The 18,607-nt window shown below is 50.3% G+C and carries 16 protein-coding genes; 11 read left to right on the top strand and 5 right to left on the bottom strand.

What is annotated here, in order from left to right:
• The first annotated feature begins 299 nt into the window (after window positions 1-299).
• The 3 genes from rpsO (at window position 300) to pnp (ending at window position 3,083) form a co-directional block, all read left to right on the top strand.
• Complete coding sequence (gene rpsO, locus DHN43_RS09915; protein ID WP_057463067.1) at window positions 300-569, top strand: 30S ribosomal protein S15; 270 nt, start codon at window positions 300-302, stop codon at window positions 567-569.
• Between the two features lie 134 nt (window positions 570-703).
• The gene (locus DHN43_RS27220; protein ID WP_199914797.1) at window positions 704-940 is read left to right on the top strand and encodes a hypothetical protein; all 237 of its coding nucleotides are present in this window, start codon (window positions 704-706) and stop codon (window positions 938-940) included.
• A gap of 4 nt (window positions 941-944) precedes the next feature.
• Window positions 945-3,083 carry a polyribonucleotide nucleotidyltransferase gene (gene pnp / locus DHN43_RS09910; protein ID WP_057463066.1) on the top strand — a complete coding sequence of 713 codons (2,139 nt, stop codon included), beginning with the start codon at window positions 945-947 and terminating at the stop codon, window positions 3,081-3,083.
• Window positions 3,084-3,317: 234 nt separating this feature from the next.
• On the opposite strand, the gene DHN43_RS09905 is transcribed toward pnp, so the two are convergent.
• From DHN43_RS09905 to DHN43_RS09895, 3 genes are all read right to left on the bottom strand, one after another.
• Window positions 3,318-5,327 carry an acyltransferase family protein gene (locus tag DHN43_RS09905; protein ID WP_108818504.1) on the bottom strand — a complete coding sequence of 670 codons (2,010 nt, stop codon included), beginning with the start codon at window positions 5,325-5,327 and terminating at the stop codon, window positions 3,318-3,320.
• A gap of 121 nt (window positions 5,328-5,448) precedes the next feature.
• Window positions 5,449-6,333 carry a DMT family transporter gene (locus tag DHN43_RS09900; protein ID WP_063286352.1) on the bottom strand — a complete coding sequence of 295 codons (885 nt, stop codon included), beginning with the start codon at window positions 6,331-6,333 and terminating at the stop codon, window positions 5,449-5,451.
• Window positions 6,334-6,849: 516 nt separating this feature from the next.
• On the bottom strand, window positions 6,850-7,167 hold the full coding sequence (locus tag DHN43_RS09895; RefSeq protein ID WP_108818503.1) for a hypothetical protein: 318 nt from the start codon (window positions 7,165-7,167) through the stop codon (window positions 6,850-6,852).
• A gap of 81 nt (window positions 7,168-7,248) precedes the next feature.
• Here DHN43_RS09895 and dapB point away from each other — a divergent pair, with 81 nt between their 5' ends.
• The 5 genes from dapB to DHN43_RS09870 all read left to right on the top strand — a co-directional run bounded on the left by dapB (window position 7,249) and on the right by DHN43_RS09870 (window position 11,391).
• Window positions 7,249-8,064 (top strand): 4-hydroxy-tetrahydrodipicolinate reductase, encoded by an 816-nt coding sequence (gene dapB, locus DHN43_RS09890; RefSeq protein ID WP_063286353.1) that lies wholly within the window; start codon window positions 7,249-7,251, stop codon window positions 8,062-8,064.
• 215 nt (window positions 8,065-8,279) lie between these two features.
• Window positions 8,280-8,903: a 2,3-bisphosphoglycerate-dependent phosphoglycerate mutase gene (locus DHN43_RS09885; RefSeq protein ID WP_057463063.1), complete on the top strand. Its 624-nt coding sequence runs from the start codon at window positions 8,280-8,282 to the stop codon at window positions 8,901-8,903.
• Between the two features lie 475 nt (window positions 8,904-9,378).
• Complete coding sequence (locus tag DHN43_RS09880) at window positions 9,379-10,107, top strand: DUF6065 family protein (RefSeq protein ID WP_208995167.1); 729 nt, start codon at window positions 9,379-9,381, stop codon at window positions 10,105-10,107.
• A gap of 28 nt (window positions 10,108-10,135) precedes the next feature.
• The gene (locus DHN43_RS09875; RefSeq protein WP_108818501.1) at window positions 10,136-10,687 is read left to right on the top strand and encodes a pyridoxamine 5'-phosphate oxidase family protein; all 552 of its coding nucleotides are present in this window, start codon (window positions 10,136-10,138) and stop codon (window positions 10,685-10,687) included.
• A 95-nt stretch (window positions 10,688-10,782) separates the two neighbouring features.
• Window positions 10,783-11,391: a 2,3-bisphosphoglycerate-dependent phosphoglycerate mutase gene (locus DHN43_RS09870; protein WP_108818500.1), complete on the top strand. Its 609-nt coding sequence runs from the start codon at window positions 10,783-10,785 to the stop codon at window positions 11,389-11,391.
• Between the two features lie 106 nt (window positions 11,392-11,497).
• Here the strand turns inward: DHN43_RS09870 and DHN43_RS09865 are convergent, their stop codons facing one another.
• Entirely contained in the window at window positions 11,498-12,508 is a 1,011-nt protein-coding gene (locus tag DHN43_RS09865) for an adenosine kinase (protein ID WP_063302631.1), read from the bottom strand.
• Window positions 12,509-12,591: 83 nt separating this feature from the next.
• Entirely contained in the window at window positions 12,592-13,482 is an 891-nt protein-coding gene (locus DHN43_RS09860; RefSeq protein ID WP_057463058.1) for a prephenate dehydratase, read from the bottom strand.
• Window positions 13,483-14,039: 557 nt separating this feature from the next.
• Between DHN43_RS09860 and DHN43_RS09855 the strand changes: the two genes are divergently transcribed.
• From DHN43_RS09855 to DHN43_RS09845, 3 genes are all read left to right on the top strand, one after another.
• Entirely contained in the window at window positions 14,040-14,588 is a 549-nt protein-coding gene (locus DHN43_RS09855) for a c-type cytochrome (RefSeq protein WP_063294296.1), read from the top strand.
• Between the two features lie 279 nt (window positions 14,589-14,867).
• Window positions 14,868-16,733: an extracellular solute-binding protein gene (locus DHN43_RS09850; protein ID WP_208995165.1), complete on the top strand. Its 1,866-nt coding sequence runs from the start codon at window positions 14,868-14,870 to the stop codon at window positions 16,731-16,733.
• Window positions 16,733-18,604, top strand: coding sequence for an ABC transporter substrate-binding protein (locus DHN43_RS09845; protein WP_108818499.1), 1,872 nt, complete (start codon window positions 16,733-16,735; stop codon window positions 18,602-18,604). Before DHN43_RS09850 ends, DHN43_RS09845 begins: the two co-directional genes overlap by 1 nt.
• Window positions 18,605-18,607: the final 3 nt, after the last annotated feature.

Raw genomic sequence — 18,607 nt, 5'->3', positions numbered from 1 at the left:
AAAGTGGAGCGCCACACGTGAATGTAAATCATCGCGGGGGACGATCGCTGAAAGGCAAACTGTTCTACTGGGATTTATGGCTGCAAGCCTCTCAAGATTCTTCTGGTTTTTTGAGAGTTTTTCAGTCATAGTCCCGCCGCTGGGAAGCTACTGCTTACCCGGTTATTATGTGTTGGCCTGACCCTGCTAGACGACATCTTGGCACGGCCCGAGCTCAACACATAGCTCTGCAAAAGAGCGCATGCCTTCTGGGCATTTAATAAGAGGCAGTATGACTGCCATTAGATAAGGAAAAATCGATGTCGATTACGCCTGAAAAAAAAGCTGAACTGATCAAAGAATTTGCGATCAAAGAAGGTGACACTGGCTCTCCGGAAGTACAGGTTGCTATCCTTACGCACCGCATTACAGTTCTGACTGACCACTTCAAGGGTCATAAGAAAGACAACCACTCACGTCGTGGTCTTCTTAAAATGGTTGCACTTCGTCGTAAGCTCCTTGACTACGTTAAGGGTAAAGACGTTGCTCGTTACCAGTCCCTGATCGAGCGTCTGGGCATTCGTCGCTAAGACGAAGAATTCAAAGCGCGGCAGCGAAAGCTCGCCGCGTTTTCCTTACCCTCTCCTATTTCCAAGGTATTTCGGGAAATTGCGAGAGGTATATTCTGGATCAGATCGTTCTCTTCCAGAATGAACGCAGGCGAATGAAGACCTGGCAGGATTGCCAGAAGCTTACAGCGTATCTCCCAAAAGTGGAGGCCGGTTTTTGGTCAAAGGTACGCACAATCAAACAAAAGCTTCTCGCTGTCTTGCCTGCAATCGTTCGACCTGAAAAAGGCATCGCGCCCTTGGTACTCAAGGAGTTGGTGCGCGCATTGCCGGCAAATGACAGCCTCAAGTTTGATGACGACCATCAGGCACTGAGGCGAACGTTAGGATAAAGATATGTTTGATATACATCGCGTGGAAGTAGATTGGGGCGGACGTCCGCTCATCCTTGAAACCGGCAAGGTTGCCCGTCAGGCAGACGGCGCAGTCATCGCAACATACGGCGAGACAAAAGTTCTCGCGACAGTCGTGTCCGCGAAGACCGCAAAGCCAGGTCAGGATTTCTTCCCACTTACCGTAAATTATCAGGAAAAGGCATACGCTGCTGGCCGCATTCCAGGTGGCTTCTTCAAGCGCGAAGGCCGTCCTTCCGAGCACGAGACCCTGACATCCCGTCTGATTGACCGTCCGATCCGTCCGTTGTTCGTAGATGGTTACAAGAACGAAACTCAGGTTGTTCTTACTGTTCTGTCTCATGATCTTGAGAACGCTCCAGACATTCTGGCAATGGTTGGCGCGTCCGCAGCACTCACCATCTCCGGCGTTCCATTCATGGGCCCAATCGGTGGCGCTCGTGTTGGTTACATCAACGGCGAATACGTTCTGAACCCAACAGTTGACCAGATGGAAGAAACCGATCTGGACCTGATTGTTGCAGGTACGAACGACGCTGTTCTGATGGTTGAGTCCGAAGCTCAGGAACTGACCGAAGAAGTAATGCTCGGTGCTGTGATGTTCGGTCACAAAGGCTTCCAGCCAGTGATTGACGCTATTATTCAGCTTGCTGAAAAAGCTGCTAAAGAGCCACGTGAACTGAACCTGCCAGATCATTCGGAGCTGTTCGGTAAAGTTCAGGAACTGGCTGCTGAAGAACTCGGCGCTGCATATTCCATCACCGTTAAGACAGAGCGTAAAAACGCTGTTGATGCTGTGAAGGCGAAAGTTGTTGCAGCTCTTGTAACTGGTGAAGAAGGCGCTCCTGATGCGACTGTCATCTCCGACCTGTTCAAAAAGGCAGAAGCTGCAATCGTTCGTGGCCGTATCCTGGATACTGGTTCCCGTATCGATGGTCGTGACCTTTCCACTGTTCGCTCTATCGTTTCTGAAGTTGGCATGCTGCCACGTGCACACGGTTCTGCCCTGTTCACACGCGGTGAAACTCAGGCAATGGTTGTTGCAACACTGGGTACAGGTGAAGACGAGCAGTTCGTTGACAAGCTCGAAGGCACCACCAAGTCTGCATTCATGCTGCACTACAACTTCCCTCCATACTCTGTAGGTGAAGCTGGTCGCATGGGTTCCCCAGGACGTCGTGAAATCGGTCACGGTAAACTGGCATGGCGCGCTGTTAACCCAATGCTGCCTGCACACCATGATTTCCCATACACCCTGCGTGTTGTTTCTGAAATCACTGAGTCCAATGGTTCTTCCTCCATGGCTTCCGTTTGTGGCGCATCCTTGTCCCTGATGGACGCTGGTGTTCCTCTGAAGGCTCCTGTGGCTGGTATCGCAATGGGTCTCATCAAGGAAGGCGAGCGCTTCGCAGTTCTCTCCGATATCCTTGGCGACGAAGATCACCTCGGCGATATGGACTTTAAAGTTGCTGGTTCTGCAAACGGTATCACTGCGCTGCAGATGGACATCAAGATCGACGGTATCACCGAAGAGATCATGAAAGTCGCTCTGGAGCAGGCTAAAGGCGGTCGCGTTCACATCCTTGATGAGATGGCAAATGCAATCACCGAAGCTCGTTCCGAGTTGGGTGAGCATGCTCCACGCATCGAAGTGATCAAGATCCCAGTAGACAAGATCCGTGAAGTGATCGGTTCTGGCGGTAAAGTTATCCGCGAGATCGTTGAAAAGACCGGCGCGAAAGTGAACATCGAAGACGACGGCACCGTTAAGGTGGCTTCTTCTGACGGTAAAGCGATTAAAGCTGCTCTCAACTGGATCAACTCCATCGCTGCTGAGCCAGAAGTTGGCGTAATCTACGAAGGCACAGTTGTTAAGACTGTTGACTTCGGCGCATTCGTAAACTTCTTCGGCGCACGCGACGGTCTGGTTCACATCTCCCAGCTGGCTCCACGCAAAGTTGCGAAAGTAACTGATGTGATCAAAGAAGGCGACAAAGTCTTCGTTAAGCTGATGGGCTTTGATGAGCGCGGTAAAGTTCGCCTTTCCATGAAAGTTGTCGATCAGGAAACTGGCAAGGAAATTCCTCGCGAAGAAGCTGCACCAGCTCCTGCAAAAGACTAAGCTTTTCTAGCTAAATTCAAAAAAAAGCCGGTTCAGAAATGGACCGGCCTTTTTTAAAGGAAGAACTGTCCTTGCAGCGGGCTTGCTCTCTAATCTTCTGCTATTGTGCTCAGGCATGCTAGGTCGTTCTTTGTGCGCCTTGCTTTATCCGCCTAATTCGGACCTCTGTTCTATCTTCGCTAGACCAATCATTTTGAGATATGATTGTTTGTGCTGCCCTGGACCAGACAAAGGTCAAAAGACTTGTAGGCTTGTCGATACAGTCATTAATGGCAAAAGTACTTCCCGCACGACCTTTGCGGAGCCTGCAGTGGTCAGGTGATCGTGATCGTGCAGATAAAACCCGTCTTTTCCTGCAATTTCGCATTGCTCTTCATTGCAAAATATCGACTTTAAATCTGCAAGTTCTACGTAGTCATACTTCTGCGACACCAGCCTGAGCAGCTGATCTCGTTGATACTGCTCTTCTATGCGGTCTTCTGAGTTTATCCAACAATGCTTCCTAAAGACACTCGGAGGTTGATAGATAAAGGCATTGCGACATGTCTTGAGCTTATGGTCTGCGGTAATCTCCGGAGCTTGTGTCGCAAGAATAATCTTTTGTCCTTGGCGACCGAGAAATTGGATACTTTGTTCCAGGTGCATGAGTTGCTTTGGTAAATTGGAAGGACCATCCTCCAAAATCGGTGTCTCGTGATATTTACGAGTCAAACTCTCTGGTCTGAGAGAATACATCCAACGAGAAGCCATAAGCACTGTCGTGATTGTGGGGTTCTTCTCCAAATAACCAGCGACGGCTTCAGCGGTATAGTTCCGGCAATCACTATCGGATTTTTTCGGTCTGCTTAAGTAAGGTGGGCAACCCACGGTCTGTAAAACAAGAGCTCGTTTATTGTGGTTTTTGAGTTCAGCGCTCAACCCGATACCAAGAGCTCGAGCATGAGAATCTCCCCAGACCAATAAAGACGGGGCAACGCCTTCCGCACCCACCGCACAAATATACGAATAGCGCGTCCCCCTGTTTCTACAATAATCCTTCTCAAAAGCACTGTTCTGTTTCTGGTGAAGTGTCACTTCCAATGCATTTGTCGGGATGAAATTTTGTAGTAATTGGTCGTTTCTGATGACTTCGGCGCTCGAAAGAAACAGAATCCCGAAACTGGCAAGTCCAAGAATTTGGCTGAGTCTAGGTTTTTTTCTTCCCAGAGTTCTGAACGGTTTTTCAATAAACCAATAAAGCAGGCAACCCAAAGCAATGCAGGCAAATAGTCCGATCAGACTTTCCAGAAAGTGTGGCTCACCCTTTGCTTGAAGATGAAGCCAAACAACAACCGGCCAATGAACGAGATAAAGGCTATAAGAAATCTTACCAATAAAGCGTACTGGGGGAGCAGAAAAAGACCATTGTGAAAATTTAGTCTTCATATTGCCGAGCCAGAGCAAAATTGCTGTCGCTGCAACAGGTAGTAATGCAGGAAAGCTAGGCCAGTAATTTTGAGGTGCAAACACTGCACTGCCAAACAAAGTGAGCAGACATGCGCATGTAAGTAGGGCGGCAACAGAATGAGAAAGCTCTGGCGCTTTTCTCGTCAACAAAACTGCAGCAATGCCACCTGCTCCAAATTGCCAAAGGCGAGTGGGTATTGAGAAATAAGCTACATCAGGATCGTGAATGCTAAGTACTACGCTCGCGATAAATGAGAGTAAGACAATGAAAAGAATACTCAAGAGTTTCGTGAGAAAAGTTTTATTGCGAACAATGAGCAAAATAAGCGGCCACAGAATATAGAATTGCACCTCTACACCAAGTGACCATAAATGCAGGAGTGGTTTCTCATATGCAGAAACCTCGAAATAACCTGCACCAGATGGCGCATGAATATTGTAGGCAAAAAAGCTGGCAGTCAGAAAAGATGTTCGAAAATCATAGATGTGCAGCTCGTATGGGTAGGCAAGAAAAAGCACTGCTATAGCAATCAGGGTCACATAATATGCAGGTGCAATTCGCCAAAAGCGCTTTTTATAATACTTTCCTACACCGTTCCATGACCATTCAAACTGATCTGAAGTGATAATTTTCGTCATGAGAAAGCCGGAGATCACGAAGAATATATCTACTCCGATAAATCCGCCCTGGAGACCGAAAAGTTTAAAATGAAAGAGTACGACTAAGAGTACCGCAAGCCCTCGTAAACCTTCTATATCTGGCCTAAAGACAGTTCCACGATTGACTTGATTTGGCATAACTTCCAATTGAGTTTGTAAAAGGTTTCTACAATCTCCCAACCTTCCGCAAGTAGTTCAATTAGCGACTTTTAACGGGAAGCCAGCATGAGCCTCCTTCTCTTGAGGTAAAATTTCAAGCTCACTCCGCTGCACTCTTAGAGGTCTGCGCCTTAAGTCGTGAGTGTCCGGCCAGAATATACAGCCCACTCAATACGATAATCGCGGAGCCTGCCAGTGTCATGGCGTCTGCGGTCTCGTCAAAAATCAGGAAGCCGAGCAGGAGGCCGAAAAGCAATCGGGAGTACCGGAAAGGGGTGACGACGGACACCAGCCCGGTGCGCATAGCAACCGTAAGCGAGTAATACGCCCCAATGCCCACAAGGGTGCCTGCTGCGATGACCAACCCGCTGAAAAGATCCGGCCAGACAAACCCGCCAGACCAGAATGAGTAAGCTGCACCAGTTGGGATAAGCACCGCAAAGCCGTAAACACCAAGCTGCATGTTGGAAAGGGCTGGGGGAGCCGCTCGCGTTGCCAAATCACGACCAGCAAAGCCAATCATACCGATGATGGCAAGGATCGAGGTCACCTGAAAGCTTTCCGAACTTGGCTGGATAATCATCAGCACACCAATGAAACCGATCAGGATCGCAAGCCACCGCTGCCAGTTCACGCGCTCCCCAAACAACACGGCAGCACCCAGAGTGACTGTAATTGGAGTGGCCTGAAGAATAGCAGAGGTGCTGGAAAGCGTGTTCAGCGCCAGTGACAGCAGGAAAAACAGCCGCCCCGTAATCTCAAAAACCGCACGCGTGTAAAGTGTCGCCTTCAACGCTTCCGGTGTAAAAGCCCGTTCACCGCGTCTCCAGGTCAACAGCAAAAAGCCGAATGTGCCGCCGATACCAAACAACATCAGTGTTTGCCCAACGGGCACTGAAGCCGTCGCCGTCTTAAGCAGCGTATCCTCAATGGCAAACCCCAGCATTGCAAGCACCATCCAGGCGCTGCCGCGTATATTATCCATAATAGTATCCCCTTGCGGGAGCAGCTGCCTGGGTCTTGGAAACGCGTGAAAACGCAACCCTGCTGCATTTTTAAGTTCTGTAAAGATGAAAGCGCATTCTCGAAAACAGATCTTGGTTTTCGAGCAGGAGTACGCGTTAAAACAAAGATTTCGAGTCTGATGCGTGCATGGTGTGAACACACCGTACTCTGAGTAAGCTATCCGCTATCTTAGCGCAAGAATATGAGTTTCACGCGGGTTTCTATTCCGGTGGACTTGAGAATTCCTCATAGCTGGAGCGGTTTTAGCACCGCGCGGCTTTGCCGGCGGTGTTGAGTTGAACCCCGAAAGGTCGGGAGTGAGCAAGGCGAGCAGGCAGTGCCTGCGCATTGTAAGTAAATTAGTTTCTTCGGCATTGGCTGCTCGCCTTGCCCGGGCGTTTTTGTATGAAACAAGGACTCCTCCGAAAGGCATTGGGAGCAGGCACTATCAACGATGCACACACTTGCCAGAAGCAGACGTGATTGTCGGTGAAAGCTAAACGCCTGCCAGTGTAGACGCCCATCGGGTGACCAGCTTCCGCTTGGTCCCTGCACTAAAGACTTTCAAGGGGTGTTTCAACGAACCCGCCGGGTGATGCGTTACTTCGCCCGGTAGCCCCGCCCAGCCCACGCCGCACTGATGGACGGTCCACCAGCTGCCCGAATACGTGAGCACAACACTGAGAATAAGTGTGGTTGAGGGCAGGGGGATAAGTTTTATCAGATTTTTGCACCCGACAAGCCGTACATGACTAAGCATAAACCGAGAACCATCTGCGCGAGACAGAGCAAACTTCAAGACACCAACTGCCATATGAGTTTGAAACTCTTTAGTGCGCCTGCTATACCCCTCCACACTATAATTTGAGGGGCTTTCGTAGGCTTGGGGGACGTGATGAGTGACATGCGACTGGTTGTTGTAGGCGCAGCAGGCCGAATGGGGCGTGCACTGGTACGCACAGTGACCGAAATGGACGGAGTTGTGGTGTCAGCCGCGATCGAGCGCAAACACTCCCAGTTTCTGGGCACAGATGCTGGCGAACTCGCAGAATGCGGTAAACTCGGCGTTGCAATCACCGATGACCTTGAGGCTGCATTTGCTGATGCTGATGGCGTGCTGGACTTCACCGTGCCAGAGGCAACGGTTGAATTTGCAGAAGCTGCAGCGCGTCATTCTATTGCGCACATTATCGGCACAACGGGAATGACGTCTGCCCAATCTACCGAACTTGCTCACGCCGCGACATCAGCCCGCATTGTAAAATCAGGCAATATGAGCCTAGGTGTTAACCTGCTCGCATGCCTCATTAAAAAGGCCGCTGCAGCTCTGGATGAAGATTTCGATATCGAAGTCCTGGAAATGCATCATCGGCATAAAGTTGATGCCCCATCAGGAACAGCATTGCTGTTGGGTGAGGCAGCAGCTGAAGGCCGGGGGATTGATCTTGAAACCCATAGTGTTCGCACACGAGACGGCATTACGGGTGAACGGAAAAGAGGCGACATCGGCTTTGCAACATTGCGAGGTGGATCTGTCGTAGGTGAACATACGGTGATGTTTGCGAGCGAGGGAGAGCGTATAGATCTCTCACATATCGCAACGGATAGACAACTGTTTGCTCGCGGTGCCGTGAAAGCAGCCCTCTGGGCGCACAATCAGCAACCGGGCCTGTACTCAATGGCTGATGTTCTCGGCCTGAATGATGAGTGACACACAATGCATGCTTGCTAGAGCGTGTTCTGTTTGATTAGCTCCAATCAAACGATAAGACTTCGCTCCAACAAAGATGTTGGAGCGCGATGCGCAAACGTACATGAACGCGACGTGCTCTGATGAGCGATGAGCAAGACATGTGAAATGAGACTTGAAACAGTCCTTCCAAGACAACTGTTTTCAAGCAAACATAACCTCCTTAGGAGAGCTTAATGGAACGCCTTTTGGTTCTCGTCCGTCACGGACAAAGCGAATGGAATTTGAAAAACCTGTTCACCGGCTGGAAAAACCCAGACCTGACAGAACAGGGTGTTGAAGAAGCAACAACAGCCGGTAAAAAACTCAAAGAAATGAACCTGACATTTGATCTGGCGTTCACTTCTGACCTGCTGCGCGCTCAACACACTCTTAAGCTGATCCTTGGTGAGCTTGGTCAGGAAGACCTGCCAACATCAAAAGATCAGGCTCTGAACGAGCGTGACTACGGTGACATCACCGGCATGAACAAAGACGAAGCTCGTCAGAAATTTGGTGAAGAGCAGGTTCACATCTGGCGTCGTTCTTTCGACGTTCCTCCTCCAGGCGGCGAAAGCCTGAAGATGACTGCAGAGCGCACCCTGCCTTACTACCGTTCTGACATTCTTCCTAAAGTTCTCGAAGGCAATCGCGTGATTGTTGCTGCACACGGCAACTCCCTGCGTTCCCTCATCATGGAACTTGAAGGACTTTCACCTGAAGAAATCCTCAAGCGCGAGCTCGGCACAGGCAAGCCTGTTGTTTATCGCCTTGATGAAGAAGGTAAGGTTCTTTCTGTTGAGGACCTGGCAGAAGTTTAAGCCATCCTCAAAATTCAGAATCATAAAAAGCGGCTCTTCGGGCCGCTTTTTTATTTGGCTGAGTTGAGTTGCTCTGTAATGGCTGAATTAGAATTGTAAAAATATAAATATTATTCACACAAATAGTCTTTGTTAAAATACTAAGTATGTGAAATTAAATACACTTAAAATTATCAATAATAGATAATGCATGCGTCATTATTATTTGCCTTGCGCTACGTAAGATTCGATGCAAGCCTCTCCATGCATACAGAAAATGTATGACCGCATTAATATATTAATTGAGAGGACAACCTATGAAGTTTTCAGTAGCAAACGACGGTCGCCCAGCATCTGCTCAAGCAAAGCCAGCAAAGTTGAATGGTGGCCTTGCTCCAAAAGATGAAGAGAAAAAACCAAAATAATTTAATGTGTGAGGCAGTTTAGGCTGCCTCGCTTCATTTTTGCAGAGTGTTTTATCTGCGAGGGAATTCCTGTGAAGTTTGTAAGAATGGTCAAATCTGCCCCGGACGTCGTCAAGGCAGATGGAACGAACCTTGGAATGATGCCAGCCCGGGCAATGAAGTATTGTGAACCCCTCCTTACTGCTTCTCGTCAGGGCTACTATGTTTACCCGCCAGTAGATTTTTATCTGATGTGGACCGGATCTGAGGTCCTCTATCGGCTTGGCGCTGAGGGCGAGTGGACCCTGCTGGATCGGTTGTATCTTAAAGACTTCGTGGAAGACTACCAAAACTCCTGTCCGGAAGGGCTGGAGGACTACTACCCCCCATTCCTGGATGTGTTTCCTGAAGGCGATATCGTTCAGATCGGAGCTGGCTACAGCTTGATCGGTGATGAAGGCCAGTGCCATTGGGTCCGTGGCCCAATCAACCTGCCGTCCAATGCAGGTTATGATTGTTTTGAAGCGATGATTGACTCCAGCTGGTTCTGTTCACCGCTCTTCATCAATATAAAGCTGCGCAAACAGGACGTCCCAATCAGCTTCCCACGCCACCGGCCTTTGCTGCAGGTCGTGCAGTTGCCCAACACGATCCTGCCGAAAACACCGATTGTCCAACCCGAAATCACCGAGATGGATGGCAGCTCCCAAGAGTTCTGGCAGGCGTGGGCAAGAAGTTACGACAAACGCAATGGCGGACGTTCTGGCAGCTACGCCAGTGAGCAGCGCCGCATCAACACTCAATATGCAGTCGCCGACTAGTCGCTCCTGAAAAGGCATCAGAAAGCCGATGATCGTAGCCAAAAAACTGAACCGCAGATTTCGTCAACACATCGAAGAGCAATCAATGTTCTTCGTCGCAACAGCTGCTGCCACAGGGCATATCAACCTGTCCCCCAAAGGCATGGATACCCTCAGGGTTTTAAGTGACGAGCGCATCATCTGGCTGAACCTGACCGGTATTGGCAATGAGACAGCCACCCACGTGCAAGATGATGGCCGCATGACCCTCATGTTCTGTTCGTTCGGCGAGCAGCGCCTCACGCTTCGGGTGTTTGGAACAGCAAAGGTCATTCATCCCAGAGATGAGGACTGGGCTAAACTGGTCGCTCAGTTCCCCGACTTGCCGGGGGGTAGACAAATCTTTGACCTTGATATCGAACTCATTCAGACGTCTTGCGGCTCAACAGTCCCGCGCATGGACTTGGTGGATACGCGCGTCGAAAAAGAATTCCTGCCTTACTACGAGACGATGGATCGTGAGGAGTTGGAGAACTACTGGCGCAAGCACAACGCCACAAGTCTGGACGGCCTGCCCACCAACATTCTGGAGCCGGCCTGAAATCATCATTGGATGTTTTAACGAAAGTCGGGTTTAGAGCTGCAATTGAACCTATATAAGACACGCACACAAAGAAGATCTGAGAGGCGTGTTTTATGGGATTGTTGGTGTTGGTGCGCCACGGGCAAAGCGAATGGAATGCGCTGAAGGTTTTCTCAGGACAGGCCAATCCTGAGCTGAGTGCCAAAGGCATTGATGAAGCCCGAAACGCAGGTCGTACTCTCAACTCTCAGGCAATCCAGTTCGATCTGGCCTATTCATCAGGCCTTAGGCGCGCACGCAAAACACTGGATCTCATTCTCGAAGAAGCTGAGCAATCTCATCTGCATGTCATTGAGGACAAGCTCTTCAATGAAAGGGCCTATGGTGATCTCACAGGCCTTCCTATCGAAAGCGCGGTTCAGGAACACGGTGTGGAGCAAGTGCACCAATGGCGCCACTCCTTGCACGCCGTGCCGCCCGGTGGTGAAAGTGTGGAGATGACGGCCAACAGAGCCCATGGTGTGTTCAAGCATCGTGTTCTGCCTCAGTTGATGAATGGAAAAAACGTTATCATCTCCTCGCACCGGAACACAATTCGAGGGCTGGTCTCGAAGATCTGCAAGCTCAATCAAAAAGAGACCGAGCGCATGCACATCGGCACTGCACAGCCGCTCTTCTTTCAGGTAAACAGCGCAGAAGATATTCAGCAAATCAGCAAATAAAAAAGGCGGCCCGCAAGCCGCCTGAATTAATATTTTCAGTTCGCTCGAGCGTATTCCCGAAAAGTGGTTCCGGTTTTCGGATAAGAATACGCATGAAAATAAAGGGCTAGACCTTGAGCGTGAAGCCAGTCTGCTCTGCAATCTGATTAAGCGGCTTTTCAGGGCGCGCACCAACGTGGCTGATAACCTCACCAGCACAAAGACAACCCAGCTCGGCACAATCGCTCAAGCTGAAATCACGCGCCAGACCAAACAGGAAGCCAGACGCAAACAGGTCTCCAGCGCCTGTCAGGTCACGCACACCGCCAATAATAGCGGAAGCTGGCACATGTACGGTTTCCTCGCGAGAAATCGCCATAGCGCCTTCTGAGCCCAATGTCAGAGCGGTCAGTGTGCAATCCTCACGCACCATCGCAATCGCAGTTTCAATGTCAGAGGTCTGGTAGAGCGCTTTGAGCTCATGCTCATTGGCAAACAGAATGTCGACTTTGTCTTCGCGGATCAGCTCCAGGAACTCATCCCGGAAACGATCAACGCAGAAGCTGTCTGACAACGAAAGCGACACCAGCTGCCCTGCTTCGTGGGCAACCTTGGAAGCTTCAAGAAACGCATTTTTCGCCGCTTCTTCGTCCCAGAGATAACCTTCCATGTAGGTGATCGCAGAGTTGGCAACCACGTCGCGGTCGATATCAAACGCAGTCAGTTTGGTCGCTGCACCCAGATAGGTGTTCATGGTCCGCTCACCGTCCGGGGTGATTAGGATCATGGAGCGGCCAGACGCGAGATCATCACGCAGCGGGCCTGTGTTGAAGTGGGCGCCAATGCTGTTCATGTCATGGCGATAAACGTCCCCAACTTCATCAGCTGCGACCTTGCCGATAAAGGCAGGCGCACCACCAAGCGAAGCGATACCAGCAGCAGTATTGCCTGCACTGCCACCGGAGATGCGCGTTGTTTGACCCATCAGGTCATAGAGGCGCAGCGCTTCGTCTGTATCGACCAGGCGCATGGAGCCCTTTACCAAAGACTGCTCAACGAGAAAGCTATCTTCTACATGAGAGAAGACGTCAGTGATTGCATTGCCGATGCACAATGCATCAAACTTGAATTCAGACATGTAAAGTCCTTGTAACTAGCCCGGATCACAAGCGCCCGGAACGATACATAGGTGACTCACCGTTGGAGCAAGGCCTACAACTGTTATTTCCCTGGTGTAGGACGCAAAGCACGGTTAGCCTCAGGTTCCCGAATTTTTTCGCGGAACGGGCTAGCGTTGTACACCCCAAGAATATTCAGTTCAGTCGAATAAAACGCCAGCTCCTCAAGTGCAAGGGCTACGTTGGGTTCTTCTGGGTGTCCTTCAATATCTGCGTAAAACATGGAGGCGAAAAACTGACCTTCAAGCTGATAGGATTCCAGCTTCGTCATGTTGACGTTGTTGGTCGCAAAACCGCCTAACCCTTTGTAAAGAGCAGCAGAAACGTTTCGAACGCGGAAAATAAAAGTCGTGATGATCGGCTGGCCAGTGTTCGCAGTCTGCTTTTTCTCGCGAGAGAGGATCACGAAACGGGTCGTGTTATGGGCAGCGTCTTCACAATCACGTGCGAGGATATCCAGACCATAAACATCAGCCGCAAGCTCTGGAGCAAAGGCCCCGATTGTTTTGTCGCCACCTTCAACAACCTGGCGTGCGGATCCAGCTGTGTCAGCGCCAATAATCGGCTTAAGGTTATGATCGCGAATGAAGTTTCGGCATTGTCCAAGCCCCATGATATGGCTTTGAACACTCTTCAGCTCTTCCAGCTTGGTGCCTTTGATGCCCATCAGCTGAAACCGAATCGGCATGAAGTATTCGCCGATGATGTGCAGATTGCTGCGAGGAAGCAGGTGGTGAATGTCCGCAACGCGTCCCGCAACCGAATTTTCGATCGGGATCATGCCAAGTTCTGCTTCTCCGGTCTCGATCGCGTGGAAGCAGTCTTCAAAAGTCGCGCAAGGGATAGCTTGGTACTCTGGGTAAACGGCGTTGCACGCCATATGGGAGTTAGCTCCCACTTCTCCTTGAAACACGACTTTGCGCTGATCTGACATCACTATACTCACGGCAATTTAGAAACCTGATACATTTGAGGCTTCGCCAACAGTCGCGAAAAAGCCCCTCGCACAAATTGCCCTAGATGTGAGGGATTGCAAACCTTAATAATACTCAGAGGCGAAACTTAAGGTGAAAAGACCTCAAGAATGAACGCGTTTGCGGTCCTGTTGAGCGCTCTGCAATGAAATCCCCAGATCTAAAAGCGCTTTGGTGTGATATTTTGTCGCATTCTCTTGAGTTCAGGTAAATTGGTTGCGCTGCGCCTTCACTGCAATCTGAATTCGCCTGAGCGGGATATCCTCGAATAAATCAGTAGTTTATAGCCATTTTAAACTGCTGACCGGCGAGAGTTGTTGTGTTCCTTGGTTTTTTGAGCTCTCAAACATCAACCTGTGGTCCACATCACTGCAAAAGACCTAGGAAAAACACTAATTAAATTATGGACAAGTGCCCGAAAATAACTGTAGTTTCCCAGCAAAATACACATATCGAGTTAGGTGCCGTGCCTGCTGCATGAAGGCTAGCCTAACCAAATATTCGGAGCGTGTGAGCTATGAATTCGTTTGAACTGAACAAAATTGCCGGCGCAATTCTGTTCGCCTTGGTTGTATTCATGGGCCTGAATGTTTTGACGGAAGTCATCTTTGCGCCTCATGGAAACGAGAAACGCGGTTTTGAGATTGAAGTCGCTGGTGCCGACAACGGCGCAGGTGATGAAGCTGCGGAAGAAGTCAAGGTCGTCTCAATTGAAGAGCTGCTCACCACTGCTTCTGCGGATGCTGGTGCGAAACAAGCTAAAAAATGTGCAGCTTGTCACACCTTCGATCAGGGTGGAAAAAACAAAGTTGGCCCGGGTCTCTGGGGTGTTGTAGGTCGCGCACCTGCATCTCATGATGGCTTCTCTTATTCCTCAGCGATGCAGGAATTTGCGGCAAACAATCCTGAGTGGTCCTTTGAGCAGCTCAACGAGTTCATCAAAGCACCTAAGAAACATGTTTCTGGTACATCCATGGGCTACGCTGGTCTGAAGAAAGACAAGCCACGTGCTGACCTGATCGCTTACCTGCGTTCACTTTCAGACAACCCAGTACCGATCAATTAATATTGAATTGATATCCCTCCCACATATGTGAGGGTAGAATTGTTAAAGAGCCGGGATTTGATCCCGGCTTTTTTATTGTCTGAATTTGCGTGAATGCTAACCTTTTCCTCGTTTCTTCCAGTTAAATTTTTGTCATCTTGGCAAAAGACGTTGTAGCGGAAGTGTTTTCAGCCGTAATCTTAGTTTAAGTTTGGCTGAAAGCTGCAAGAAAAGTTCAATTTTCAGCGCGTGGTGTTTTTTCTACGCTAGAACTACTGATTGTATTTATGGAGGAATGCTGTGCGTACCAGACTATATAGCTCACTGACAGGTTTGGCGCTTGCCATTGCAAGCCTGACATCCTCCGCAGCAATTGCTGAAACCAGTGAGCCTGAATGGCGGTATGCAGACTCCCTCATCAGTGCTCCTCAGATGCCGGAAGGTTTCGCGCACTTCCCCTATGTCAATCCAGATGCTCCCAAAGGGGGCAGGGTGCGCCTCTCGGCAACCGGCACCTTTGACAGTTTGAACCTTGTGGCATCAAAGGGCATTCGTGTAGGCGGGCTGGGCCTCATCTACGATACCCTGATGACCCCATCAATGAGCGAGTCCTCGACTGAATATGGCTTGATCGCTGATGCGATGAAGTATCCCGAAGACTTTGCGTGGGTGGTCTATCGCTTACGCCCTGATGCACGCTGGCACGATGGCAAACCAATCACCACAGAAGATGTGGGATGGTCATTCGATCAATGGACCACGCAAGATCCTTCCAGAAAATACTATTATCGTCATGTTACGGGCTACGACATTCTGAGCCCGACAGAGATCCGCTTCAACTTCGATAAACCGGGTAACAGAGAAGCCCCGCAAATCCTTGGTTCGCTCTACATCATGCCAAAGCATTGGTGGAATGAGAAAGATGCCTCTGGAAATGTGCGTGACATTTCCAGAAGCACCTTGGAAGTGCCTCTCGGCTCTGGTCCGTACCGTATTGGAGAAGTCGTACCAGGGCGTTCAATCTCATTTGAGCGCGTTGACGACTATTGGGGGCAAGATCTGAATGTGAATGTTGGTTCCAACAACTTCGACACAATCGCCTACGATTACTACCGCGACGAAACCGTGCAGCTTGAAGCCTTTAAGGCTGACCGTTTTGACTGGCGCACGGAAACCACGGCAAAGAACTGGGCAACCGCCTACGATATTCCTGCTGTGAAAGCCAACCATGTCGTGCTGGAAAAGTTCCCGCAGACGTATCGTGGTAGTGGCTTGATGCTGGGCTTTATTCTCAACACCCGCAAAGAGAAGTTTCAGGATCGCCGGGTGCGCCGGGCACTGAACTATGCCTTGAATTTCCAGGAAATGAACCGCACGATCTTCTTTGATCAATACAGCCGTTTCACCAGCTACTTCGATGGAACAAAGCTCGCATCTGCAGGCCTGCCAGAGGGGCGTGAGCTGGAAATTCTGAAGTCTTTGAAAGCGCCAGTGCCTGAAGCCGTCTTTACAGAGCCCTACGAGAACCCGGTATCCGAAGATTCCCGTCAGGAGCGCTCCAACCTGAGAAAGGCAATCGGCCTTCTTAAAGAAGCTGGCTACGTGCAAAAGCAAGGTAAGCTCGTCAACAAAGAGACTGGTGAACCATTCACAATCGAATACCTGATGAATGGTGGCCGCTTTGAGCGTGTAGCTCTTCGTTATCAGGCCTCGCTGAAGAAACTTGGTATCGACCTGCAGCTGCGCGTCGTCGACAGCTCGCAATATGTCAACCGCGTCCGTAGCCGTGATTTCGGTATGATCTATACCGGCTGGGCGCAGTCTCTCTCTCCGGGCAACGAGCAGAGAGAGTATTGGGGCTCAAATGCAGCAGACAGCGAAGCCTCTCAAAACTATGCGGGTATCAAAAACCCTGCCATCGACGAGCTGATTGATATCATTATCAACTCTGATGATCGTGACGAGCTGGTTGCAGCAACCAAGGCTTTGGACCGTATCCTGATGTGGGAGCAATACGTTGTTCCTGGTTGGACATCTCCATTCAGCCGCGTTGCGCGGTGGGATCGTTTCGCACACCCAAAACAGCTTCCTGAATTCTCCATAGGTTTCCCAACCGTTTGGTGGTGGGACGAAGAAAAAGCCAAGAAGATAGAGGAGGCCAATTGATGACGCTTAGCCAAATCAGTAGACGTAGCTTCCTGCACTTCAGCGCGGCCACTGCGGCAGCCTTTCTGGTGCCCGGTGGAGCCCTGCCGGTTCAGGCGGGAACCTTAAGCCACGGCCTCTCTGTCTTTGGTGATCTGAAGTACCCAAAGGATTTCACGGCGTTTGACTACGTCAATCCGGAAGCTCCGGTTGGTGGCAAAATCGCCATGACTGCGCCGAGCTGGGGCTACAATCAGAACCCGCAGACCTTCAACACGTTCAACACCTTCATCCTCAAAGGAGATGCCCCACCGCGTATGGAGCTCTGTTTTGATAGCCTGATGGTGCGTGCCTATGATGAGCCGGATGCCGTATATGGTCTGGTGGCCGAAAGCGCTCTGGTCTCTGAAGACGGCAACTTCGTCACCTTCAAAATTAGGCCAGAAGCCCGGTTCCATGACGGATCAATGCTCAATGCAGAAGATGTTGCCTTCAGTCTGAACCTTCTGAAGGAAAAAGGGCACCCGATTATCAGCCAGTCCATCAAGGAAATGGTCTCTGCGACCGCACCTGATGAACACACTGTCACGGTCTCTTTTTCAGGTAATCACAGCAGGCAACTTCCCTTATTGATAGCAACTCTCCCTATCCTCTCAAAAGCGTACTACACCCGCTACAACTTCGAGGCGTCAACACTGACACCGCCGTTGTCCTCGGGGCCATATATGGTCGGACGCTATGAGATTGGCCGGTATATTGAGTACAAAAAGGTAGAGAATTACTGGGCAAAAGACCTGCCAGTAACCAATGGCCACCACAATTTCGAGATCATTCGCCTCGACTTCTTCCGCGATCGACAAGCAACATTTGAAGCCTTCAAGAAAGGCCGCTTAACGTTCCATGAGGAGTTTTCCTCCAAGACCTGGGCGACGGAATACAACTTCCCTGCATTGACAGAGGGACGTGTTGCCAAGAAAGAGTTTGCCATCCGCCTCCCATCAGGGGCGCAAGGCTGGTTCCTCAACTCGCGCAAAGAAAAGTTCTCCAATCCCAAGGTCCGTGAAGCGCTCGGCTACGCCTTCGACTTTGAGTGGTCAAATTCCGCCCTGTTTTATGATCTGTACACCCGAACCCAGTCGTTCTTCGAAAACTCGGAGATGAAGGCTGTTGGTCTGCCAAGCGATGCCGAACTGGCCCTGCTTGAGTCCTACAAGAAAGACCTGCCAGAAGGGGTCTTTGGCGAAGCGATCACGCAACCGGTTTCCAATGGCTCTGGTCAGGATCGCAAACTCCTCAGAGAAGCCTCGCTTCTGCTCAAAGAGGCAGGCTACTACAGACGCGGTGAGCAACTGATCGGGCCTGACGGAAAGCAGCTGCAAATGGAATTCCTTTCCAACTCGCCTGCTTTCGAACGAATTGTGCTGCCATATGTCAAGAATCTCAGACTGTTAGGCATTGAAGCAAGCTTCCGTGTCGTTGATCCGGCACAGTTCCAGAAGCGTGTAGATGATTTCGATTATGACATTGTCGGGCATCGTTTTTCTCTGACACCGACACTCGGGCCGAGCATCCGCAACTTCTGGACATCGTCTTCTGCGGAAACCTTCGGATCTTACAATCTCTCGGGCATCAAGGTGCCTGCTGTCGACGATTTGGTGGATAAGGCGCTGAATGCATCCTCGCGTGAGGAAATGATAACCGCTGCCAGAGCATTGGATAGAGTTCTGCGCGCAGGCTATTACTGGGTGCCGCAGTGGTTCAAAGCCTTCCACACAGTAGCTGTCTGGGACATGTTCGGCATTCCGAATGATATGCCGGCATATGCCTTCCCCGTAGAAGCGACGTGGTGGGTGGATTCAGAAAAAGCCGCTCGCATCGGCAAGGAAAATTAGGGA

This window comes from Pseudovibrio sp. Alg231-02 (assembly GCF_900143565.1).
Lineage (GTDB): Bacteria > Pseudomonadota > Alphaproteobacteria > Rhizobiales > Stappiaceae > Pseudovibrio.
This window is presented reverse-complemented; position numbering and strand designations above follow the sequence as displayed.